Annotated in this window: 20 protein-coding genes; all 20 read left to right on the top strand. The window is 64.5% G+C overall.

From position 1 onward, the window contains the following. Nucleotides 1-24: 24 nt before the first annotated feature. Nucleotides 25-996 (top strand): ABC transporter ATP-binding protein, encoded by a 972-nt coding sequence (locus tag ACFQPB_RS03240; protein ID WP_382219732.1) that lies wholly within the window; start codon nucleotides 25-27, stop codon nucleotides 994-996. Then, on the top strand, nucleotides 993-2,000 hold the full coding sequence (locus ACFQPB_RS03235; protein WP_382219730.1) for an ABC transporter ATP-binding protein: 1,008 nt from the start codon (nucleotides 993-995) through the stop codon (nucleotides 1,998-2,000). Before ACFQPB_RS03240 ends, ACFQPB_RS03235 begins: the two co-directional genes overlap by 4 nt. A 195-nt stretch (nucleotides 2,001-2,195) precedes the next feature. After that, nucleotides 2,196-6,140 (top strand): rhamnan synthesis F family protein, encoded by a 3,945-nt coding sequence (locus ACFQPB_RS03230; RefSeq protein WP_382219728.1) that lies wholly within the window; start codon nucleotides 2,196-2,198, stop codon nucleotides 6,138-6,140. A 116-nt stretch (nucleotides 6,141-6,256) separates the two neighbouring features. Continuing rightward, on the top strand, nucleotides 6,257-7,948 hold the full coding sequence (locus tag ACFQPB_RS03225; protein WP_382198947.1) for a GspE/PulE family protein: 1,692 nt from the start codon (nucleotides 6,257-6,259) through the stop codon (nucleotides 7,946-7,948). Beyond that, a complete protein-coding gene (locus ACFQPB_RS03220) occupies nucleotides 7,941-9,194 on the top strand; it encodes a type II secretion system F family protein (RefSeq protein ID WP_382198948.1) in 1,254 nt (417 codons plus the stop codon). The genes ACFQPB_RS03225 and ACFQPB_RS03220 overlap by 8 nt, the downstream gene beginning before the upstream one ends. Then, complete coding sequence (gene gspG, locus ACFQPB_RS03215; protein WP_382219726.1) at nucleotides 9,191-9,613, top strand: type II secretion system major pseudopilin GspG; 423 nt, start codon at nucleotides 9,191-9,193, stop codon at nucleotides 9,611-9,613. The genes ACFQPB_RS03220 and gspG overlap by 4 nt, the downstream gene beginning before the upstream one ends. Then, nucleotides 9,588-10,049, top strand: a complete 462-nt coding sequence (locus ACFQPB_RS03210; RefSeq protein ID WP_382219725.1) for a Tfp pilus assembly protein FimT/FimU — start codon at nucleotides 9,588-9,590, stop codon at nucleotides 10,047-10,049. The genes gspG and ACFQPB_RS03210 overlap by 26 nt, the downstream gene beginning before the upstream one ends. Further along, on the top strand, nucleotides 10,046-10,420 hold the full coding sequence (locus ACFQPB_RS03205; RefSeq protein ID WP_382219723.1) for a type IV pilus modification PilV family protein: 375 nt from the start codon (nucleotides 10,046-10,048) through the stop codon (nucleotides 10,418-10,420). Before ACFQPB_RS03210 ends, ACFQPB_RS03205 begins: the two co-directional genes overlap by 4 nt. Next, complete coding sequence (locus tag ACFQPB_RS03200; RefSeq protein ID WP_382219721.1) at nucleotides 10,417-11,016, top strand: PulJ/GspJ family protein; 600 nt, start codon at nucleotides 10,417-10,419, stop codon at nucleotides 11,014-11,016. Before ACFQPB_RS03205 ends, ACFQPB_RS03200 begins: the two co-directional genes overlap by 4 nt. Further along, the gene (locus tag ACFQPB_RS03195) at nucleotides 11,013-11,813 is read left to right on the top strand and encodes a hypothetical protein (RefSeq protein ID WP_382219720.1); all 801 of its coding nucleotides are present in this window, start codon (nucleotides 11,013-11,015) and stop codon (nucleotides 11,811-11,813) included. The genes ACFQPB_RS03200 and ACFQPB_RS03195 overlap by 4 nt, the downstream gene beginning before the upstream one ends. Beyond that, entirely contained in the window at nucleotides 11,810-12,721 is a 912-nt protein-coding gene (locus ACFQPB_RS03190; RefSeq protein WP_382198954.1) for a PilN domain-containing protein, read from the top strand. The genes ACFQPB_RS03195 and ACFQPB_RS03190 overlap by 4 nt, the downstream gene beginning before the upstream one ends. Next, the gene (gspM, locus tag ACFQPB_RS03185; protein WP_382198955.1) at nucleotides 12,718-13,278 is read left to right on the top strand and encodes a type II secretion system protein GspM; all 561 of its coding nucleotides are present in this window, start codon (nucleotides 12,718-12,720) and stop codon (nucleotides 13,276-13,278) included. The genes ACFQPB_RS03190 and gspM overlap by 4 nt, the downstream gene beginning before the upstream one ends. 2 nt (nucleotides 13,279-13,280) lie before the next feature. Then, nucleotides 13,281-13,772 (top strand): hypothetical protein, encoded by a 492-nt coding sequence (locus ACFQPB_RS03180; RefSeq protein WP_382198956.1) that lies wholly within the window; start codon nucleotides 13,281-13,283, stop codon nucleotides 13,770-13,772. Between the two features lie 41 nt (nucleotides 13,773-13,813). Next, on the top strand, nucleotides 13,814-16,144 hold the full coding sequence (gene gspD, locus ACFQPB_RS03175; RefSeq protein ID WP_382219718.1) for a type II secretion system secretin GspD: 2,331 nt from the start codon (nucleotides 13,814-13,816) through the stop codon (nucleotides 16,142-16,144). Nucleotides 16,145-16,273: 129 nt separating this feature from the next. Then, entirely contained in the window at nucleotides 16,274-17,362 is a 1,089-nt protein-coding gene (locus ACFQPB_RS03170) for a hypothetical protein (RefSeq protein WP_382219716.1), read from the top strand. Between the two features lie 95 nt (nucleotides 17,363-17,457). Then, nucleotides 17,458-19,221, top strand: coding sequence for a sialidase family protein (locus ACFQPB_RS03165; RefSeq protein WP_382219714.1), 1,764 nt, complete (start codon nucleotides 17,458-17,460; stop codon nucleotides 19,219-19,221). A gap of 63 nt (nucleotides 19,222-19,284) precedes the next feature. Then, nucleotides 19,285-20,070 (top strand): ABC transporter permease, encoded by a 786-nt coding sequence (locus ACFQPB_RS03160; RefSeq protein ID WP_382219712.1) that lies wholly within the window; start codon nucleotides 19,285-19,287, stop codon nucleotides 20,068-20,070. Between the two features lie 13 nt (nucleotides 20,071-20,083). Continuing rightward, entirely contained in the window at nucleotides 20,084-21,268 is a 1,185-nt protein-coding gene (locus ACFQPB_RS03155; RefSeq protein WP_382219710.1) for an ABC transporter ATP-binding protein, read from the top strand. After that, the gene (locus ACFQPB_RS03150; protein ID WP_382219708.1) at nucleotides 21,265-22,458 is read left to right on the top strand and encodes a glycosyltransferase; all 1,194 of its coding nucleotides are present in this window, start codon (nucleotides 21,265-21,267) and stop codon (nucleotides 22,456-22,458) included. The genes ACFQPB_RS03155 and ACFQPB_RS03150 overlap by 4 nt, the downstream gene beginning before the upstream one ends. Then, entirely contained in the window at nucleotides 22,455-23,366 is a 912-nt protein-coding gene (locus ACFQPB_RS03145) for a GNAT family N-acetyltransferase (protein ID WP_382219706.1), read from the top strand. The genes ACFQPB_RS03150 and ACFQPB_RS03145 overlap by 4 nt, the downstream gene beginning before the upstream one ends. Nucleotides 23,367-23,388: the final 22 nt, after the last annotated feature.

The following is a 23,388-nucleotide window of genomic DNA, read 5'->3' as shown; positions in this document are numbered from 1 at the left end:
GTTGAACATCAATGGCTTTCATCTATGAGTCTTCTTCAAGTCAAGAATCTGGTCGTCGAATTCCCCGGCCGCCGCGGCACGCTGCGCGCGCTGGACGACGTGTCCTTTGAAATCGCCCCCGGTGAAATCCTCGGTGTGGTGGGTGAGTCCGGTGCCGGCAAGTCGCTCACCGGCGCCTCCATCATCGGCCTGCTCGAACCGCCGGGCCGCGTGGCCAGCGGGCAAATCCTGCTCGAAGGCGAGCGCATCGACGGCCTGCCCTACGAACAGATGCGCAAAATCCGTGGTCGCAAGATCGGCGCGATTTTTCAGGACCCGCTGACCTCGCTCAACCCCCTGTACTCGGTGGGCCGCCAGCTCATTGAAACGATCACCACCCACCTGCCCGTGAGCCAGGCCGAGGCGCGCCAGCGCGCCATCCAACTGCTCAAGGACACTGGCATCCCGGCCGCCGAGCAGCGCATCGACCACTACCCGCACCAATTTTCAGGTGGCATGCGCCAGCGCGTGGTGATTGCCCTGGCCCTGGCGGCCGAGCCCAAGCTCATCGTGGCCGACGAACCCACCACCGCGCTCGACGTGTCCATCCAGGCACAAATCATCACCTTGCTCAAAACCATTTGCAAAGAGCGTGGCGCGGCTGTGATGCTCATCACCCACGACATGGGTGTGATTGCCGAGACCTGCGACCGCGTGGCGGTGATGTACGCCGGCCGCGTGGCCGAAATCGGCCCCGTGCACGAGGTCATCAACCACCCCGCGCACCCCTACACCGCCGGCCTCATGGCCTGCATCCCCGACATGACGCAAGACCGCGAGAACCTGCACCAGATCGACGGCGCCATGCCCCGCCTCAATGCCATTCCCCAAGGCTGCGCCTTCAACCCGCGCTGCGAACGCGTGTTCGACAAATGTGGTCAGGCCCGTCCCGACCTCATGCACGCAGGGGCCACCCAGGCCGCCTGCTGGCTGCACGACAACAAGGTGGCGGCATGAGCGAAGTGAGCACAAAAGCCCTGGTGCGCGCCACCGACCTGGCCAAAACCTTCGACGTCTCCGCCCCCTGGCTCAACCGCGTGCTGGAGGGCCAGCCGCGCATGTTGCTCAAGGCCGTGGACGGCGTAAGTTTCGAGATCGAGAAGGGCAAAACGCTGGCCCTCGTGGGTGAATCCGGCTGTGGCAAAAGCACCGTCGCGCGCCTGCTCGTGGGCTTGTACGAGCCTACGCGCGGTGGCTTCGAGTTTGACGGTGAGGACGCGCATGCCGCGTTCAAGACGCCCGAAGGCCGCAAACTGCGCCGCCGCATCCAGATGATCTTTCAAGATCCCTACGCCAGCCTCAACCCGCGCTGGACGGTGGAAGACATCATTGCCGAGCCCCTGCGTGAACACGAAATCCTGAGCGACGAACCCGCCATCAAAGAGCGCGTGGGCGAACTGCTCAAGTCGGTTGGCCTCAGCCCGCTGGACATGGTCAAGTTCCCGCACCAGTTCTCGGGCGGCCAGCGTCAGCGCATTTCCATCGCGCGCGCCCTGGCCACCCACCCCGAGTTCCTGGTGTGCGACGAACCCACCTCCGCGCTCGACGTGAGCGTGCAGGCCCAGGTGCTCAACATCATGAAAGACCTGCAGCGACAGCAGGGGCTGACCTACCTGTTCATCAGCCACAACCTGGCCGTGGTGCGCCACGTGAGCGATCAGGTTGGCGTGATGTACCTCGGCCGTCTGGTGGAGCTGGCGGACAAGCACACGCTGTTTGACACACCACGTCACCCCTACACCCGCATGCTGCTGGACGCCATCCCCAAGATGCACGACACCGGCAAGGCGCGCACCCCAGTGTCAGGCGAGGTGCCCAACCCGCTGAACCCGCCCAGCGGCTGCGCCTTCCACCCCCGCTGCCCACACGCCAACGCGCGTTGCAGCAGCGAGCGCCCGAAGATCCAGACGCTGGCCGGCGTCAAGGTGGCTTGCCACGCGGTGGAGGAAGGGCGGATCTGAGGTGGGCCCCAGCCCGCAATCCACGGGCGGCTGCGCTGTGATGATCAGACTTTTCTGACTGACTGGGCTGCAGGTGTGCCGAGCGACAATGTGCCGCTCGGCACACCTGCATCAGCGCGTGCCGGACGCCCTTGTGACGTTGAGCCCGTACCATTCCCACATGAGAACCCGACAGCGTCACCCAAGGGTCAGCCTATGACCAACAGCAACGAGCCTCTTGTCTCCGTGATCGTGCGCAGCATGGACAGGCCTTCGCTGGCCGATGCTGTGGGCTCGGTGGCGCGCCAGACCTACAAGCACATCGAAATCCTGGTGGTCAACGCCAAGGGTGGACAACACAGTGATGTGGCGCCCATCGCTGGTGGCAGGCCGGTTCGCCTCGTCAACCAGGCCGGCGCCGGCTTGAGCCGCAGCGCAGCCGCCAACGCGGGGTTGGCAACCGTACAAGGCGCCTACTTTGCGTTTCTCGACGACGACGACGCCTTGGACGAAGATCACTTTGCTGGCCTTCTCGAGGTCGCCAGGGTTCATACCCCGAACACGGTGGTCTACGCAGGCATCAGGGGCGTGGACGGCGACGATCCTGCCAAAAAAGTGCTGCGTGTTTTTGCCGACGAATACGAACCCGGTAAGCTGCTAGTGGGAAACTTCATTCCCATCCATGGCCCGCTGGTGCCTGCGGCGTTGCTGGCACACGGCGCCCGCTTCGACGAGTCCTTGAGTCTGTATGAGGACTGGGACTTCTGGCTGCAGCTGTCACGGCATGCGCCATTCGTGTTGTCACCCAAGGTCACAGGGACCTACACGATCAACGGTACGTCGGGTGTGAACCCCATGGTGGCGACGCCGGACGCGGTCCACAACGCGACTTTTTATCTTTACCGGAAGTGGTTGCCGCAGCTGCAAGTGGACGACTTGTGGGATGTCACCCGCCTTTATCACCACCGCAACCACGCGCTGTACCTCGCCCATCAGGACAAGGCGCGTCTTGACACTTCGTTGCGTGAAATGGAGACGCGCTGCGATGAACTGCAGCAAGCTTGGGCGACCAAAGAAGAAGTGATCGAACGGCTGAGTACAGAGCAAGCTCAGCTGCGCAGTCAACTTGAGGTGGCACAAAACACCGTTGACGCAATTTACCGCTCCAAGTCGTGGCGGCTGACTGCGCCCTTGAGGGTAGTCATGTCATGGTGGCGCAATACAACAAACGGATCAGGGATGAGCAGTGTGAAGGATGTCTTGAAAAACGTGGGGCCCCGTGTCACCCAGTACCTGGCGGTTGGGCGGTTTGCCCTTCACGCCGCCCGGCACCATGGCGGCTTGTTTCGCATGTCGAAGAAAGCGCTGGCGATCTTTCAGGTGGAGGGGTTGGCCGGTGTTGTCAGGCGATTGCCAGTCCACCGAAAACACAGCCTGGTAGCGCGTCACAGTGCAAGCACCACCTTGCAGGCGCCCGAGTGGCTGCAGGGTGACCACGCCGACCTGCCACCGGTCGCTGGTGTGGTGGTGGTGGCGCATGTGTATTACCCGGAGCTGTTCGAGGAGTTGGCTCAGGCGCTCGCAAGCATCCCGTGGCCCTACACCCTGTGCATTTCCGTGACCAGCCCTCAGGCGGAGGCCACGGTGAAGGCGCGTGCGGTGAAACTGCCTCGGGTTCAAGCGCTGGATGTGCGCGTTGTGCCCAATCGCGGGCGCGACATTTCGCCTGTTCTGGTCGAGTTTCGAGAGGCCATTCTGCGCGGTCGGTACCTGCTGCATGTCCACACCAAGAAGTCCATGTATTCCGGACGCGAGCGCATGGAGTGGCGTCGCTATCTGATCGATGGCTTGCTCGGTAGCGAGCGGCGGATTCGGCACATCTTCCGGGTCTTGACCCGAGACGATGCCGTTGGCATTGTTTACCCCGACACCTTTGAGGGGGTGCCCTACTGGGCGCACAGCTGGTTGAAAAACCGGGGTGTGGCACACGGGCTGGCCGGTCGTCTCGGGTTGGACCTTGGCCATCGGAACTATGTGGATGCACCGATGGGGTCCATGTTCTGGGCGCGGGTCGATGCCTTGACACCACTGCTGGATTTGAAGCTGTCCTACCGCGATTTCCCTGAAGAACTCGGACAAACCGACGGGACCTTGCAACATGCAGTTGAACGGTTTTTTGTGCTGGCTGCCCATCACGCAGGATTTGCCCATCGCGTGTTTTTGGATGGAGAAGGTGGCGCGACGGTTTTCATGGGGCAGGGGCGCAACAACCTGCAGCACTACTACGCGATCACGGCACAGCAACGCATTGCGCGTGCCGGCGCCGACGCAAAAATCGTGTCCTTCGACATCTTCGACACGCTGTTTGTGCGCCCTTGGCTGACCCCCGACAGTCTGTTTGCCTACATGGACGACATTGCCCAGCGACGCTGGGGCTTGGCGGGCTGCGCTCGTCTGCGCAAAGAGGCGGAGCAACATGCCCGCCTGGCCAGCAGCTCGGGCGATCCGGGCATGGACGACATCTACGCGTGTATGGCCAAGCTGCTGCCCAACCCCGGCCTTGCACCGCACATCAGGGCGCTCGAAGAGAACCTGGAGTTGAAGGCCTTGCAACCCAGGCAGGATGTGCTTGGCGCCGCGCGGCGCCTGAAGGAGCAGGGCCGCCGAATGGTGCTGGTGTCGGACATGTACCTGCCCCGCGCCTTCCTCCAGCAACTCTTGCAAGCGCATCAGATCACCTGCTTTGACGAGATCTATGTGTCGAATGCGGTGGGCCTGAGGAAAGACCGCGGCGACATGTGGGCCGAACTCCCGCGCCGCGAAAACGTGGCAGCAGACGACTGGCTCCACGTCGGTGACAACGAGCATTCCGATCTGCAGTTGCCCCTGGAAGCGGGCTACCGCCACCCGGTGCACGTCATGAAAGCGGCAGACCAGTTCTTCTTGTTCAACGAAGACGCGGCAGCCTGGATACAGCCACAACACTGGCAAGAGTCCTTGTTGCTGGGTCTGCTGGCGAACCGCCTGTTTGTTCCTGGGCTTGCCCACCAACCGGTCACGGTCGATGTCGAGTCCCGTGGGCTGGGCGTCCACAGCCTCCACGATCTGGGCTACCTGGCGTTTGGCCCGGTCATGGTGGCCTTCATGGCCTGGCTGATGAAAACGTCCAAAGACGATGGCGTCACCCAGTTGTTGTACGCCAGCCGGGAAGGCCATTTGCTCAAGCAGGCCCACGAGCTCATCGCCCGGTACCTGCCAACGCCTGATGCTGCCTACTTCTTGTGTTCCCGGCGTGCCGCAGTGTTCGCGTCAATTGTCGACGAAGCGTCGCTGGAGCCTTTGCTCAAGGCCCACTTCAACGGCACGTTGGCCGACTTCCTGCGCTTGCGGCTCGGGGTGGACGACTTGGCGGCCTACACAGAGCGCCTGGGTCATGAGCAGATGGGCGCCAACTGCGACCTGCCTGAACGCACCACCTTCTGCCGGCGCTCGCTGGCAGCGTGCCTGGACTTGTTGCAGGACGCAGCCAGCAGTGAGCGGGTGGCCTATCAAGCCTACGCGCAAGAGGTCATGGGAGGCCAGCGCGCCGCCTTGGTTGACATCGGCTTCAGCGGCACCATACAGAAAGCCTTGTCGAAATTCCTCACAGGTGTTTCAGGTGCTTACTATTTCGTCACGGTCGAGGCGGCTGCGGAAGTTGAGGCCACGGGGCAATTTGCCAAGGGTTGTTTTGGGCAATACATCAATGCCTTCCATTCGGACATGCCCATCTATCAGTACGCCTTGTTGTCCGAGGCCATTCTGACGGCACCTCACGGGCAGCTGGTTCGTTTTGTCATGCAGGACGGCCAGCCGGTGCCGCAGTTCAAGGCCGGTGGGGTGGCGCAGGCACATTTTTCCGACATCGAGCACATTCACCAGGGCGCGCTCCGTTTCCTCGAAGATGTGCTGCAAACAGTTGGCGACGACTTTGAGCAGCTTGCGGGTCACCATTTCACGGCCAACCTGGCCATTCGGCAGCTCATGCGGGGGCGCTGGAAACTGCATGTCGAAACGCCTGTGCTCCAAGTGGAAGACAACTATTCGGGGAACCAGGAAATCTCCGTTTTCGATTTTTACGAAAAAAAGCGCCTGCGCCTGCCGGGTACCTTGGATTCGTGACGGTGGCCGGATGCCCGGTTTGTCGAAGAGGGCGCCCCTGTAGAATGAAAAGCTGCTCTTCCTTTTCGCGCCGAGCTGTCCCGTGACGGGGGTTCGGCTGTTTTTTTGCGCTGCGCATGTCCACCTCCCAACCCCCATCTGTCCGTCTAGGCGAGCGGCTTGTTGCCAAAGGCAAGCTCAGCGAGCGTGACCTGGAGCGGGCGCTGCTCGCGCAACAGGAGATGAAAGGCCTGATCGGCGAAGTCATGATCCGGTTGGGGCTTGTTGCCGAGCACGATGTGACACAAGCCTTGTCGGAGCAGCTTGGTGTGCCCTACGTGGCGCCCAAAGACCTGCCCGATTTGCCCACCGTGCCCGAAGGCGTGTCGCCGGTTTTCCTGCAAAACCACCTTGTCTACCCGATGAAGTCGGACGCCCAGGGCCTGCATGTCGTCATGGCACGCCCCCAGGATGCCTACCTGCTCCAGGCCATCCGCCTGGCCGCTGGCACGGATGTGCAGACGTACATCTGTGAACCGTCGGTGCTGGAAAAGCTGGTGCCCTTGCTCACCGAGCCGGTCGATGCAGCTGAGCCGCTGGAGACCGATGGCAATGCGGCCGACGGGGATGAGTTCATTGAGCACCTCAAAGACCTCGCGTCCGAGGCGCCGGTCATCCGCCTGGTCAACCAGCTCATTGCCGACGCGCTGGACCGCCGTGCTTCAGACATCCACATGGAGCCCTTCGAAGGCGAGGTGCATGTGCGCTACCGCGTCGATGGCGTGGTGCAACGCGCCGACGACTTGACAACCGCACTGGCGGCGGCTGCGGTGTCCCGCATCAAGCTGCTGGCAGGGCTCAACATCGCCGAGCGCCGCTTGCCGCAAGACGGACGCATACGCACCCGCATCAAGGGGCGCGAAATCGACCTGCGCGTCTCGACTGTGCCCACCGTTCACGGTGAAAGTGTGGTGCTGCGTGTGCTCGACCGCGCGTCCGTGCGGTTTGGCCTCGACCAGATGGGTTTTGCCCCGGACAACCTGGCGCGCTTTCACCAGCTGCTGGCCCAGCCCCATGGTGTTTTGCTCATCACGGGCCCCACCGGTTCGGGGAAAACCACCACCTTGTACGCGGCCCTGTCCACACTGGACTCGGCCACCCTCAAGATCATCACGGTCGAAGACCCGGTGGAATACCAGCTGCCGGCCATCAACCAGATCCAGGTCCACCCGGCCATTGGCCTGAGTTTTGCACACGTCCTGCGCTCCATCCTGCGCCAGGACCCCGACATCATCATGGTCGGTGAAATGCGCGACACCGAAACCGCCGAAATCGCCGTCCAGTCGGCGCTGACCGGTCACCTGGTGTTGTCCACCTTGCACACCAACACCGCCGCCGGTGCGGTCACGCGGCTGCAGGACATGGGCATTCCCCGCTACCTCATCACCTCCAGCGTCACCGGGGTGTTGGCGCAGCGCCTGGTGCGCCGCCTGTGCCCCGAATGCCGCCGCCCCCACGCCCCATCGCCTGCTGTGCTGGAGAGCCTGGGCATGACCGCCGAACAAGCGCCGGTGTTGTATGAGGCCGTTGGGTGCCCCCATTGCCAAGGTTCTGGCTACCGTGGCCGCACCGCCATCCACGAACTGCTGGTGCTGGACGATCCCGTTCGCGACGCCATTTTGAGCGGCGCCGACGCCAACACCTTGCAGCGCCTCGCGCAGGAGCGAGGCATGGCATCGCTCTACCAGGATGGCTTGCGCGCCATGCTGGAAGGCCTGACCACGCTGGAAGAGGTGATGCGTGTCACCCGGGACGCGGCCGATGCCTGAGTTCCAGTACCGTGCGCTCAATGCGCAGGGGCAGACCAGCCAAGGGCGCATCCAGGCCAACGACCAGGACCAGGCCCTGCGCCTGTTGCGCCAGCAGGGCCTCACGCCCACCGAAGTGGTGTCGCCCGATGGCGTGGGCGCATTGCCCGCCGCCGCTGCAGGCACCAGCTCGGGCGGAGGGCGCCGCTGGTTCACACGCGAGCGCTCCGCCAAGATCACCGCCGACGATGTGCTGGCCTTTGTGCAGGAGTTGGGCACCTTGCTGCGCGCAGGTTTGCCGCTGGACCGCGCGCTGCGCGTGCTGACCCAGATGCAGTTGCACCCGGGCATGCAGGTGCTACAGCAAGACATGCTCAAAGCCATCAAGGCCGGGCGCAGCCTCAGCCAGGCCATGGTGGCACACAGCCCGACCTTTGGCCCGCTGCACGTCAACCTCATCCGCGCAGGCGAGGTCAGCGGCAAACTGCCCGAAGCCTTGAGCTACCTGACCGAACACCTCGAGCGCAGCAAAAGCCTGCGCTCCAGCCTGGTCTCCGCACTCATCTACCCAGCCATCCTGCTGGGCACGGCCGCCGTGTCCGTGGCCTTGATGCTCGGTTTTGTGGTGCCCCAGTTCAAGCCCCTGTTCAGCGACCTGGGCGACCGGCTTCCCTGGCTTACCGATGTGGTGGTCCGGCTGGGCGACACATTGGTCGAACACGGCCCCGGCCTGCTGCTGGCCATCACCGTGCTGGTGCTGGTGCTGGGGCGCTGGTGGCAAACGGACAACGGGCGGCGCCAGAAAGAACGCTTGTTGTTGGGACTTCCCCTGCTGGGCCCGCTGCTGCTGCGCTATCAGATCAGCCGATTCACCGGTACCCTGGGCACCTTGCTGGCCAACGGCATTGGCCTCATCCAGGCCATCGGCATCTCGCGCGACGGTCTGAACTACGACACCTTGCGGCAGCGCCTGGCCCCCCTGAGTGATGCCATCAAACAGGGGCAGCGGTTCTCCCGGGTCATTGCCGACAGCCAGTTGCTTGACCCCGCCGCCCTGCAATTGGTGGCCTTGGGCGAGGAAACAGGGCGCCTCGATACAATGCTGCTTGAACTGACCAAACAGCAAGAAGCGGCGTTGCAGACCCAGACACGCCGCCTGTTGACCCTGTTGGAGCCTTTGCTCATCCTCAGTCTGGGCTTGGTCATTGCCCTCATCATCATTGCGATCCTGCTCGGGATCCTGTCTGTCAACGAATTGGTTGCATGAAAAATCGTACCTCTGTTTCCGGCTTTACCCTTGTTGAATTGTTGGTGGTGCTCGCCATCCTTGGGCTGCTCGCGGGCCTGGTCGGCCCCCGCGTGCTCAACCAGTTTGGCGGGTCCAAAGTCAAAGTCACCAAACTGCAGATCGAAGACTTTGGCCAGGCGCTCGATGTCTTCAAGCTCGACACCGGCCGCTACCCCAACCAGCAGGAAGGCCTGCGTGCGATTGTGGAGAAACCGGCCAACATGCCCGGCTGGAACGGCCCCTACCTCAAGAAAAACACCTTGCCACAAGACCCCTGGGGCAATGAGTACCAGTACGTGTTCCCCGGCAAGAATGGTGCGTACGACATTTTCAGTCTCGGTGCAGACAATGCCCCGGGCGGTGAAGGCGAGAATGCCGACATCGGCAACTGGAACTGATCGACACAGGGGCTTCACCCTCATCGAGCTCGTGGTGGTGCTGGCCCTGGGGGCCATGGTGCTGCTCGTGCTCTCGCCCCGGCTGGAGGCGCTGCTGGACGCCGTGCGCTACCGCAGCGTCGTGCAAGACACCTTGCGCACCCTGGAACGCGCCCGCATGCAGGCGGTGGTCCAGGGTCAGCGCTCCGTGGTGGCGGTGGACGTGGCACAGCGCCAATTCCTCATGGCCGGCCAACCTGTGCTCACCCTGCCCGAGGCGGTCGAGCTGGATGTCACCGGCGTCGCCGACCTGGCACAGCGCCAACCCAGCCTGTTTTTCGAACCCGATGGCAGCGCCAGCGGCGGGCGCCTGACGCTGTCCACCGGTGGCCGGGTCAGCCACATCGAGCTGGACTGGCTGACCGGCCAGATCATCCTCTCGCGGGCGGCACCATGAAACCCCATCGCGGCTTCAGCCTGCTCGAAACCCTGGTGGCCCTGGCCATCCTGTCACTGAGCCTGGGTGTCATTTATCAGGCGCAGGGCACCAGCGTGCGCGCCATATCGCACAGCCTGTCGCTGCAAAAAGTGTTGCTGCACGCGCAAAGCCTGTTGGCCGAACACACCGGGCCACACACCCAGGCCTTGCCCACCAGTGGCGCCACTGCCGATGGCTTGGCGTGGACGGTCTCGCGCCAGCCGCTGGAACTGCCGCCCCTGCTCGAAGGCGGCCCGCCCGTGCCGGTGCTGCGTGTGGACCTCGACCTGGCCTGGAGCGACGGCGGTCGCGACCGGCAGCTGCGCCTGTCCACGCTGGACCAGCCATGACACGCCGGCAACAACTCGGATTCACGTTGGTTGAGGTGGTGATCGCCGTCGGGCTCACCAGCCTCATCCTGGCCGCCTTGGGCAGCGCCTTGCACGGTATCAGCCAGGGTTTTGCCCGCGCCACCGAACAGGCCCAACGCCAAGACCGCGTGCAGCGCACCACACAGGCCTTGCGGGGCAGCCTTGGCCGCATCACCGGCGCGCGTTTTGCGCGGGCGCCACAAACCCTGGCCGAGGGCAGCGCCAACCAACTCACCTGGCTGGCCCCGCTGCCCGACAGCGCGCCCGTGGCCGGCCTCTATCGGTGGCAGTTGCGCGCGCTCGACAACAAGCTGGAACTGGCCTTTGAAGACCCCCAACTCAACGCCCCTGGAACCCCAGGCGCCGCGCCTGCCCCCACCGTCCCAGCCTTGCCCAACAAAGTGCTGCTGGACGACCTGACCCGCCTGGTTCTGGCCTACCAGCACCCCGACACCGGGGCTTGGCAAGACACCTGGGCCGCGCCGCGCCCGCCGCTGCGCCTGCGCCTGCTCATCAGCACCGAGGCCGACGGTGCCTGGCCGGCCATCATCGTGCGCCTGGGGCAGGCCGGATGACGCGGCCAACCCGTCGCCCCGGAGGGCTGGCGCTGCCCGCCGTGTTGTGGACACTGGCCGCCTTGTCGCTTTTGCTGGGCAGTTTTGTCCAGTTTGCGCGTGTCGAAACACAGCTCACCGCCACCTTGGTGGACCAGCAAAAGACGCGCAGTCTCATGGCGGCCGGCGTCACCTACGTAGAGGCCGCCCTCAGCCAAGACCAGCGACTGGGCCAGCAGCCACCGCTGGACGCCGGCATCGAACTCGACGGCCAGCCCATCGAGCTCCGGCTGGTCAACGTCGCCGGCCTCATCGATCTCAACGCAGCCGAAGACGCGCTTGCTACGCAGCTGCTCCAGCGCGAATTGCAGTGGCCGCTTGAAAAAATTCAGGCCTTTCTCGACCACCGGCGCAGCCGGCCGGTGCCCGCCTTTGCTTCGTTGTCTGACCTGCGCCGCGCCCCCGGCATGGACGCCGCCAGCTGGGCGCGGCTGGCGCCGCTGGTCACGGTGCATGGCGGCAGCAGCGGCGTCAACGTCTTGTTGGCGCCGCTGGAGGTCTTGACGACCCTGCTGCCCAACAACCCCCGCGCGGTGCAGGCCTTCGATCAGGCCCGCCGGGAGCCCGGCCAAACGCCCGACCTCACACTCATCAACAGTCCGCACCACCAGCCCGTGTCGGTGGGGGCCTACCGCCTCGACGTCACCGTCACCTTGGGCGAGGGCCGCACCTGGCGGCACCGCTATTGGCTGGTGCGCGACAATCGGCAAGGCAACCGCCTGCGTGTTGCCGACCACAATCCTTTGCCCGCCCCATGAATTCCCTGCTGCAACGGCTCTACCCCTGGTTCCACCTCTGGCAACAAGGCTGGCGCGATCTGTGGACGCGCCTGCCCTGGGGGCGCTTGTCCCCCGCGCTGCGCACGCCCGAGGGCCAGACCCTCACCTTTCTGCGTGGGCGCTGGCAACCCGCCACGGCGCCCGCCACCGGGCTGCTGATCCCGCCGGCCCAAACGCTGTTGCGGCGCATCACCCTGCCGCCCCTGGTGGCGGCGCAGCGGCTGACCGCCTTGCACAGCGAGGTGTTGCATGCCTCGCCTTTTGACCCTGCCGACACCCGGTGGGGCCACCACGGCGTCACCCTGGCCGATGGGCGCATCGAATACGAACTCGCCATCGTGCATGCCCGCGCGTTGGAGCCCGCTGGCGCCATTTACGCCCAGGGCGCCCACGGGCCCATCCCCTTGCGCACCTTGCCCAAGCAGCAGGCTGCATGGCTCACCTGGGGTTTGCTGGCCTTGTTGGGGTTGCTGTTGCTGGCCGCCCTGGCCAGCCCGTTGGTCTACCGCCACCAACAAACCCAGGCCCACACGCTGGCCTCCGCCGAACTGGTGAAACGCACCACCGAGCTGCAGCAGCAACGCGAAAAACTTCAAAACCAGCACCAGCAATACCAGGCGCTGTTGGCGCAAGTCGACACCCACGCCGAACCGCTGGCCGTGCTCGAACAGCTCAGCACCGTCGTGCCCGACCACACCCACTTTGTCCAGCTCAGGCTGCAGGAACGTCAGGTCTCGGTCGAAGGCCAAACCCCCAACGCGCTGGAACTGCTCAACCTGCTGCAGGGCACCCCTGGCCTGGCCGGTGTGCAACTGGCCGGCGCTGTGCAGCGCCACCCGCAAACCGGCAAAGACATCTTCCAGCTTCAAATGCGCGTCCAACCATGAACCCACCGGCCCAAGCCCACCGCTACCGCCACGTTCTGGCGCCGCTGGTCACCGTGTTGGTGCTGGCCCTTTGCGCGCTTGCGCTGGCTTTGCCCTACCTGTTCAAGTACCAGGGCTACCAGCAAGACATGCAGAAGCAGGCGCCCCGCATCCAGCGCTTGTTGGGCCTGGCCGATGCCGGCCCCGCGCTGGCCGAGCGCGAGCAGGCCTACCAGGCGGCGCTCGACGCCCTGGCCTTCCCGCCCGACAAAGAGGGCGAAGCCCTGCACAACGAGCTGTCCACCCGGCTGCGCCAGGCCGTCAACGGCAGTGGCCTCACCGTCACCAGCCTCAGCCCCTTGCCCAACAAACCGCAAGAGGGGTTGGAGCGTTACCCGGTGTCCCTCAGTGTGTCCGGCAACCTGGCCCAGCTGCAGAACTTTCTGGCCACGCTGCACCAGCCGCCGCGTCTCCTGGTGGACAGCATGACCATCCGGCAAGGCCGCCCCACGCCCGACGGCGCACAGATCGTCAACGTCGAAATCACCATCGTCGCCTTGCGACGCAGCCAGGTCTGACCATGCGAGGCACCGCATCGATTCGCCCCCACCACCTGCTGCTGTTGGCGCTGCTGGCAGCGGGCAGTTTCGGCCTCTACTACGCGTGGACCATCGGCCTGCAGCGGCTGCAGGCCATTCCCACTTTTTGGGTGCCCCTGGCCCCCGCGTTGCCTGACGTACCCGCCGCCCAGACACCACCGCCGGTGCCCGCCGCCCTGGCCGTCACCCGCAACCGGCCCCTGTTCTGGGACAAACGCCAGCCACCGCCACCACCCGCCGCCAAAGGTCCACCCGTGGAACCACCGCGCCTGTTGGGTGTCATATCACCCTCCGGCGCCCCCGCGCTGGTCATGCTCGCGCAAGGCAACCCGCCGCAACAACGCGTGTTCCGCGTGCGTGCCGGTCAAACGGTGGGGGCGTTCACCGTCAAGTCCATCACCCCCCAAGGCGTCGAACTCACCGGGCCCAACGGGCCTCTGAGCCTGTCCATGCCCAGGCGTGTGCGCAACTGAAGCCCACCCGCCGTTTCCATTCAGACATGCGAACACCCAACATGAAAACCCCCTCGTTCAAACCGCACAGGCTCAGCCTCCTGCTCACGGTCGCGCTGGTGGGCTGTGCATCGCCGCAGCGTCCTACCTCTCTGCTCCAGCTGGGGAACACGCCAACCGCCATCACCGCCTCCGGCGCTGCAGCCGCACCGTCCACTTCGCTGGGCAACTCCGAAGGCGCGACCACCGCCGTCGCAGCCGAAGGCAGCCCCCCCCCGCCCGACAGCACCCGCCGCCAACGCATCTACCCCGGCAACGACCAGACCGTCAACCTCGCGCCCCGCGCGCCCACCTCGGTCGGGGGGCAAAAAATTTCGCTCAACTTCGACCGCGCGCCGCTGTCCGATGTGGTGCAGTCCATCGTGGGCGACATCCTCAAAAAGCCCTACAGCCTCAGCGGCGACCTGCCCGGCGACGTCACCCTGCGCACCACCAGCCCGGTGGCGCAGGCCGACGTGGGGGCCATCCTCGAAGCCCTGCTCTCGGCCCGAGGCCTGGGCATGGTCACCGACGCCCAGGGCACCGTGCACATCGGTCCCAATGACGCACTCAAAGGCATCCCGTCCCGCCCGGGCCAAACCATCGGCCGGGGCTTGAGCGTGGTGCCGCTGCAGCACATCGGCGCCCGCGAGATGGCCGACATCCTCAAGCCCCTCATGGCGCCTGACGCCCTGGTGCGCGTGGATACCCTGCGCAACCTGCTGGTGGTGCAGGGCACCCAAACCCAAATCCAGTCGTGGCTGGACCTGGTGCACACCTTCGACGTCAACGCCCTCGCGGGCATGTCCTTCGGCATCTTTGCGCTTGAAAACGCCGAGGTCAATGAAATCGCCAAGGCGCTCGAGCTGCTGGCCGCGCGGGGTGACAGCCCCATCGAAGGTGGCATGCGCGTGTTGCCGGTCGAGCGGCTCAACAGCCTGCTTGTGATCGCGCCGCGCAAGCAGATGCTCGACACCGTCAAAACCTGGATCGACCGCCTTGACCAGGCGCCCGACAGCGCCCTGCAGCCCCAGGTGCATGTGTACGCCGTGCAACACGGCAGCGCCACACAGATGGCCAACGTGTTGGGCGCGCTGTTTGGCAGCAAGACAGCCGCCGCCAACAACAACGCCCGGGGCGCCCTGGCCCCTGGCCTGGGGGGCGCCAGCGCCTCCAGCACGCGCGCCACCACCCCAGCTGCCAGCACCACGGCGTCCGGTGCTTCTGGCACCGCCGGCACCACGGCTGCGGCCGGCACCGCCAACCGCAGCGGCACCAGCACGGGCGCCACCGGCAGCACGGGCCTGTCGCCCGCCACCTCCCTGGGTGCCTCGTCGCAGGCAACGCTGGCGGCGGCAGCCACCAGCCAGCAGGCCAGCGCCATCGATCTGGAAGGCGATGTCCGCATCGTCGCCGACGACACCACCAACAGCCTGCTGGTGCACGCCTCCCGACGCGCCTACCGGCGCATCGAGTCGGCCATCCGCCAGATGGACATCGCGCCCTCGCAGGTGCTCATCGAAGCCAGCATCATCGAGGTCTCGCTCACCGACAAACTGCAATACGGCCTGCAGTGGTACTTCAATGACAGCCTGGGCGGGCGCCTCTCCGGCAGCACCGGCACCGGCAGCCTGTCGCGCGGCACCACCTCGGCGCTCTCGCGCGTGTTGCCCGGCTTCAACTACACCATCACCGACGCCGCCGGCAGCGTGCGCGCCGTGCTCAGCGCCCTGGCCAGCGAAACCGGCCTCAAGGTGGTTTCCAGCCCCAGCCTGCTCGCGCTCGACCGCCAGGCCGCCGAAATCCGCGTGGGCAACCAGCAGCCCATCCTGAGCTCCACCACCACCACCGACGGCGGCAACGTCACCCAGGCAGTGACATATAAAGACACCGGTGTGCTGCTGCGGGTGGTGCCACGCATCAACAGCAATGGCCTGGTCACGCTCGACATCGCCCAGGAAGTGACCGACGTGGGCGGCATCGACACCGCCACCGGCCAGCGCTCCTTCCTTCAGCGCAGCCTGCAAAGCCGCATCGCCATCCCCAGCGGGCAAACTGCCGTGTTGGGCGGCCTCATCCGCGACAACACCAGCAACAACCAGTCGGGCCTGCCGGGCCTGTCCAAAATCCCAGGCATCGGGGCTTTGTTCGGGGCCACCGAAAAAAGCATAGACCGCACCGAACTGCTGGTGGTGCTCACCCCGCGCGTGTTGGAAAATGCGCGCCAGCTCACCGACATCAGCGACGAAATCCGTGCCCGCCTGCTCAGCAACCCACCCCTCTCGGCGCCGGGGTTGTTGTCAGGGCGCAACAGCGACGTGCCCGCTGAAGCCCCGGAACCCAGGCTTAAATGAACGGCGTCGGTTTTTTGACACACCGGCTGTTGTAGGCAGTTCACCCGCCAGCAACATCAGTTATAGTTATCTCGTCTCGTGGCTGTCTTGTGCACGGGCACGTTTCAATCCTAACTCATGAGGAAATGTATGAAATTGAAAATGAAGGCGCTCTCGCTGGCCGTGGCCACCATCGCCGCTGGTACCGCTGCGCACGCTGCTGACGTGGCCATGTTCCCCTATGTGGTGAACAGCCCCACCGTTGCTACCCTGGTGTCCATCGTTGACACCGGCGCCGCAGACGACGGCTACACCGTGGGTGGTGTGCCTGGCGGTAGCCGTCTGCACTGGCGTCTGAACTACAAGGCCGGCGCCAACGCCAGCACCAACTCGGCCATCTGCGAAGAAGTGAACTACTTCCTGCCGTCCAGCCAGAACGACATCCAGACCGTTGACATCGGCGGCAACTTTGGCGGCACCACCAAGGGTGTGCTGTTCAACGACGCTTCCATCAACAACGACTGGGATGCCAACACCACCGCTACCATCAACTACATGCTGGGCAAAGCCGCTGGCGTGCAGCGCGGCGTGCTGTTTGTGCACAACTCCAACTCTGACGGCGTCCTGAACCCAGGTGCTCCCGTTGGCCAGACCATCTATGGCGAAGCCATGATCCTGGACATCAGTGCTGGTGCCGCATGGGGCTACCAAGCTGCGCTGCGCGACAACGGTGGCGTCAACACCGCCGCTGCGTTCGACTTCAGCCTGGCTGCCACCAACGCTGCTGGTTCGGCTCCTGACATCCTGACCTTCATGCCTTTGGCTGAAACCACGACCCGCGTGTTCGTGACCCCGGTGAACTCGCTGGCTGCTACCCCGCTGCTGGGTGTGGACGGCTCCAGCGCCGCCAACTGGGACCGCCACACCGCACGTGTGGGCCTGGTGACCGGTACCGGCGTGGCATACGACCGCGACGAAAACCTGGTTTCGGGCACCACCCTGAGCAACGTGACCTGCGTGGGCTTCGTTGACGTGGGCGACCTGATGACCGCTGGCGCCAAGGCCGTTCTGGCCAACGGCGGCTGGGGCACCCTGTCCATCCAGCAAGGCACCGGCGCTGCTGCCACGTCCTTCAACGTGAACACCGCTGTGGCCACCAAGCTCGAGTACAACACCTCCGGCAACCTGAACGGTCAGGGCGTTGGCGGCACGTTCAACAACGGCTTCATCATGCGTTAATCCCTTTTCTGGGATAATGCAAAGGGTCGCGCTTAGCGCGACCCTTTTTTTTGTTATTCATGAAACCAACACGCTGGGCGTGAGTCTCAATCGCGATGAAGAAACCGATCCTCCGTTCCCTTTCCGCACTTGTGATGGCCCTGGTGCTGGCCGCCTGTTCACAAACCCCGGGTGCCGTGGGCATTGAAAAAGGGCGCACCGCCGCCATGCCGGCAGACGCATCCTGGGCCGCTGCTCAGGACAAAAATGGGCGTTTGAAAATTGCCCACTACGACGACAAGCGTTACCTCCACATCGTGGACCCCGTCAAGGGCACCGCTGCCCAGCCCTTCCACCCCGAAGGCAACACCCGGGCGTCATCGGGCATCGACATCGCCTGGTTGGGCGACGAGGCGTTTGTGGCCTTTCGCGACAAAGAGCCGAAGCGCGATGTGTTCATTGGCAACATCGCCAAGCCCGACACCTTGGCTGGCGTTGCGGGCGACAGCGTGCCGCTTTCGCGCGTCAAGCTCTTGCCCTCCGGCGATGGCCTGGCCGCCATCTGGTACGGCGAGAAAAACCTCGGACAAAAAAAATACCACGTCAACTACCGCCAGCTGGACGCCAAGGGCCAGCCCCAGGGCGAGGTGCAAGAGCTGTTTGAAGGCATATACCCGGTGGCATCTGTCACGCCGGCTGGACGCACTACCGCGCTGAGCTGGCACAAAAAAGACGGCGCCGACGTGATTGTGGCCCGCAGCAAAACCGACGCGCAGCCGTTTGGCGACGAGGTGGTGGTGGCCAAAACCGGCCCGCTGACCCCCCTGTTCGAGGCCATTTCAGCAGGCGAACGGACACTGGCTTTTTGGCACGCGCAATACGGCGCCAACCTCGACGAGTTCCGCCTAGAAGGCGCCTTCTCGGACGACGGCATCAAGTGGGAAAAATTCCACCTCAAGGGGTTGGATGGCATGGACATCGAGTCGGCCGATTTTGCGGCTGACGGCCAGGGCAATGTGGCGGCTGTGGTGGCTGCCATCCCAAGTGCCGAATTCAAGGCCAAAATTGGAAAAATGCGCGCCTACATCGTCTTGTCGCACGACAATGGCGCCACGTGGTCGGCGCCGGCCGAGCTCCGGCAAGACCCCCTGCAAAAAACCGCCGACAAGGTGTTCAGCCACAGCCGCGCACCCAAGGTGGTGTTCACCGGCCCGGGCAAGCTGCTGGTGGCATGGCAAGATTGGCGCGACCTGCGCTCAGCGGTGCACATCAGCTACTCTGAAGATGGTGGCAAAAGCTGGATGATCAACGACCAGCGCTACAGCGAGCACGGCCCCTTGCTGGAGGGTCTGGCCCTGTTCTCCAAGTCGCTGTTTGTGCACGATGGCACGGTCCAGATGGTGGTGGAGCGCTATGTGAGCGATGGCATGAGCGAAAAGCGGTTGGAGGTGCGGACCCTCAAGCGTGACGACCTGGTGAACTGGAAGCCGCGCCAACCCAAACACGGCCAGCCCGACCCGGCCCAACTGGAGCAGCGGGTGCTGGACTACTGGGCGGCCCTGCAGGCGCGGGATTTTGAGAAGTCTTACAGCCTGCTGGATCCGTATTTCCGTGGCAAGGTGCGTTTTGACATCTACAAGGAAAACCTGGGCAAGATCGAATACCGCAACCCGGTGCTGAAATTCAAAGACAGTTATGGCCCCTTGGCGATGGCCGTGACCAAGATGACGGTGGAGGTCAAACCCATCACCATCAACAACAAAACCTTCAAAATGGATCCTGCGGAAAGAGACATTCCTACCAGGTGGTTGTGGGTCGATGGCGCTTGGTACATGGAGTATTACCAAGAGAGCAAGGAAATCAAATACGTGCCTTTTTGATTGATCTTGTCAACAACCAACAAAACAGTGGGCGTGCCCACTGTTTTTTGTTGTGGAAATTGAATGAATAAAAACAATCTCACAAAGCTGTGGGGGGCCGTACAAGCTGAATTCAGAACCCTGTACGCGGGCAGCCTGTTGGGGGTGCTGTGGTTTCTGCTCGCGCCTTTGTTGCAGGTGGGTATGTATGTGTTTCTGTTCCAGGTCGTCTGGAAGTTGCGCGTCAACCTCCACCACGGGGGCGACGTGTCTTTTGTGTGGTTTCTGCTCAGCGCCTACATTCCCTACTGGGCCTTTCAAGACGCGCTGAGCCGCGCGGCCGGGGCGCTCACGGCCAACGCACACATCATCCGCAACACGCCGTTCCCGCCCTGGCTGCTGGTGGTGGCGCGTGTCATGCTCCCGTTTGGCGTGATGCTGGCGCTGGTGTTGCCCTTGTGGCCGGTGTTGCACCAGGCGGGGCATTTCCAGCTTCAATGGGCCGATGGCCCCTGGCTGGCCTTCACGCTGATGTGCCTGGCGGGCATGGCGGTGGGCTTGGCGGTGTTGCTTGCCTCGGTCGGGGTGGTGTTGCGCGACCTGGCCAACATCGTGCCACCGCTGCTGATGGCGCTGATGTTGACCGCACCCATCATGTACCCACTGCAAAACGTGCCAGAGGCCATGCGCGGCTGGTTCTGGCTCAACCCCTTGACGCCGTTTGCCGAGGCCTTCCACACCCTGTTGCTCACGCCGCAGGGCCTGGACCTGGGCCACGCGCTGGCCATGCCGGCGCTGGCGCTGGGCGCCTTGTGGCTGGGGCGCTGGGCCTATCGCAAGATAGCCCCCGACCTGGTTGACCTGCTGTGAGGCCACCGAACCGATGAACGCCTTGCCTACCATTGAACTGGTCAACGTTGCCAAGCGTTACCGTGTCTACCCCAGCCCGCGCGACCGGGTGCTGGAATGGATCAGCCCCCGCACCCGCCACACCACCTTCGATGCGCTGCGTGGCGTGTCGCTGGCCCTGCACCAGGGCGACACCCTGGGGCTGGTGGGCGACAACGGCGCGGGCAAGTCCACCTTGCTCAAGCTGATTGCCGGCGTCATCCAGCCCACTGGCGGCGAGTTGCACGTGCGCGGCAGCCGACTGGCCATTCTGGATTTGTCGGTGGGCCTGAACGAAGAACTCAGCGCCCGCGACAACGTGTTGCAGCAGCTGGGCTGGTACGGCCTGTCGCGGCAGCAGGCCTTGGATCGCATGGATGGCATCATCGACTTTGCCGAACTCGGCCATGTGCTGGACCGCCCGATCAAAACCTACTCCACCGGGATGAAGGTGCGGCTGGGCTTTTCGGTGCTCACCAGCATGTCGCCCGACATCCTGCTGGTGGACGAAGCGCTGTCGGTGGGCGACCTGGCGTTCCAGCAAAAATCCATCCAGCGCATGATGGGTTTCAAGGAGCAGGGCAAGACCATCATCTTCTGCTCGCACAGCCTCTACCAGATCGAACAGTTCTGCGACAAGGCCTTGTGGGTCCAGAACGGCGCCATCCAGATGTTTGGCCCGGCGCGCGAGGTGCTGCAGGCCTACGAGCAGTACCAGCTGGCCAAGGGCCGCCAGGCGCCCGCGCATGCGGGCGTGCCCGCACCTGCGGCACCGGTGCGCATCGAGTCGCTGGCGGTGGAGCCCCCGCCGCCCATCACCCAGGGTTCGGCCCTGACGGTGAAGGCGCGTGTGGCGGCGTTGTTGCCTGGTGTGCGTTTTCACTACAGCCTGTCGATCAAGATCAACGGCGAGCGCGGGCTGGTGGTGGTGGGCAGCCACCTGGCCGGTGAGCCGCCCCTGCAAGGCAGCGGCGAGCTGAACATCACCCTGCCCGAACACCCGATTGCCGCCGGCCACTACGCCTTCCACCTGCGTTTGTGGGACGAAAGTGGCATGGTGGTGCTGGCCGAGACGGACATACCCGACGTGGCCTTCCTCAAGCAGGACGACCTGATGGGCCTGATTCGCACGCCACATGTGGTGCGCTGGCAAGCATCGGAAAGCGGGGGCGGCCAGTGAAGGCTGAGCCCCGCTGCAGCCCACACGAGCTGGACTTGCGCATTGTGTTGCCCAGCCAAGTGTTTGGCGGGGCGGAACGCACGGTGCTCAATTTGCTGGAGGGGATGGCCCGGCTGCCCACGCAGCCGCGCGTGACCTTGTATGGCCACGCCGACATGCTGAGGCCACACCTGGCTGGGCGGGAAGATGTGGCGGTGGTGGACGTGTCGGGCTGGGGCATGGGCACCTCGCTGCGGGGTTTGCGTTCCACCCGGCACGATGCGCGCCTGCTGGCCAACCACGTGGCCACCCATCGCGACCGAACCGCCAAAACCGTGGTACTGGGCTTTTTGCACTACGGTGCCGCCATGGCGGTGTGGATGCGCCGCTTTCTGGCCGATCAACCACGCCTGAGCGTGATCGCCAGCCCGCGTGGGCCGTCGTGTGCGGGCATTCCCATGATTTCGTCGGACCGCACCATCCGCTTCTTGCTGCACGCCCACATGGCGCTGGCTGGGCGCTGGTGTGACGCGGTGGTGGTGCCATCGCAAGGCATGCGCCAGGAGTTGCTGACGCGCTACCAGGGCCACCCGGACCGCGTGGTGGCCATTGCCAACAGCTACCCCACCGTGGCCGATGCCATCTGGCACGAGTACGCAGTGCGGGCGCCGCGCCCTGCCAGCGCCGGCACACGTTTTGTGATGGCCACGCGCCTATCGGCCGAAAAGAACATTCTTCTGGCGCTGGAGGCCTTTGCCCGCCACGCACCCAGCCACCCGGAAGACACACTCACCATCGTGGGCGATGGGCCGGCACGGGCAGAGATTGAAGCCAACATTGCCGCGCATGGGCTGGCGCGGCAGGTGCAGGTGCAGCCCTTTCAACGCGAACCGTTCGCGCTGATCGCGCAGCACGATGTGTACCTGCACACGTGTTTGATCGAGGGCTTTGGCAACTCGATGATCGAGGCCTTGGCCGTGGGCGTGCCGGTGATTGCCACCGACTGCGATTTTGGGCCGCGCGAAATTGTGATGCAGGGCATCAATGGCCTGCTGGTGCCCCAACACGATGTGGCCGCTTTTGCCCGCGCCATGGCCGACATCAAAACCTTGCCAACGGAACGTTTGCGCGTGGCCGCGCGAGACAGCGCCCAGATCTACACCAACTTTGTGATGGCCGCGCGTTATGTGGATGTGTTTTGCCGCGTATGAACCCCAACCTCGCCGCCCCGGCTTTTGAACTCAGCCACGTCAACGCAGGCGAGGGTGCAGAGCGCCTGGTGGTGCTGTTTGAAACCGTGTTCCAGCATGCCGTGTCGCCCCAGGACTGGGCCTGGAAATACGCCCATGCCGCGTCGTTCCACACCATCGCGTGTGCGCCCGATGGGAGCTTGCTGGGCCACGCCGGTGTGCAGTTTGCCGGGCACCTGCCCAACGGACGCAAGGCCGGCCAGGTATGCGATGTGATGGTGCACCCCGCGCACCGGGGGCAACTGCAGGGCGGCGTGTTTGCGCGCATGCTGGGCGAGCTGGCCGCCGAAGCCGGGCGCCGGGACTATGGCCTTTGTTACGGCTTTCCAGGTGACAGGCCGGCCAAGCTGGGCGTGCGCCTGGGGGTATACGACGAGGTGGCCCGACCGCGCGAGGCCGTTTTTATGCCCCAGGCGGCCTCGCTTTGGGAGCGTGTGTGGTGGGTGGTGCACGAATTGGACACCGCCACGTTTGCGCGCCGGTTGGACGCGGAAGCAGCCGCACGTGTGGTGGTGCGCCGCACGGCCGAGCAGGTGCTGTGGCGGTATGTGCAGGCGCCACGGGTCTACCGCTACTTTGTGGTGGGGCCGCGTTGGCGGGCGGCCACCTTGGTGGTCAAGGACGGTGGCGATGGCACGTTGCTGGTGGTGGATGTGCTGGGCGCGGCGCGCTGCACATCTGCGTGTCTGCAGCTCCTGGCCAACGTCAGCCGGCACACCGTGCGGGCCTGGGCGCACCTGGTCACGGGCGCGCAGGGCGAGGCCGAACCCACGCCCCTGGTGACCATCGAACTGGCGCAGTTGCCGGGTCGTTCCCGCCCGGACAACTGGTTTGACGACGGCCGCCCCGGCGACGTGGACATTTACTGAACGCAGGCAACGGCCCGCGCAC

Source organism: Hydrogenophaga atypica (assembly GCF_042665215.1).
GTDB lineage: Bacteria > Pseudomonadota > Gammaproteobacteria > Burkholderiales > Burkholderiaceae_C > Hydrogenophaga > Hydrogenophaga defluvii_A.
This window is presented reverse-complemented; position numbering and strand designations above follow the sequence as displayed.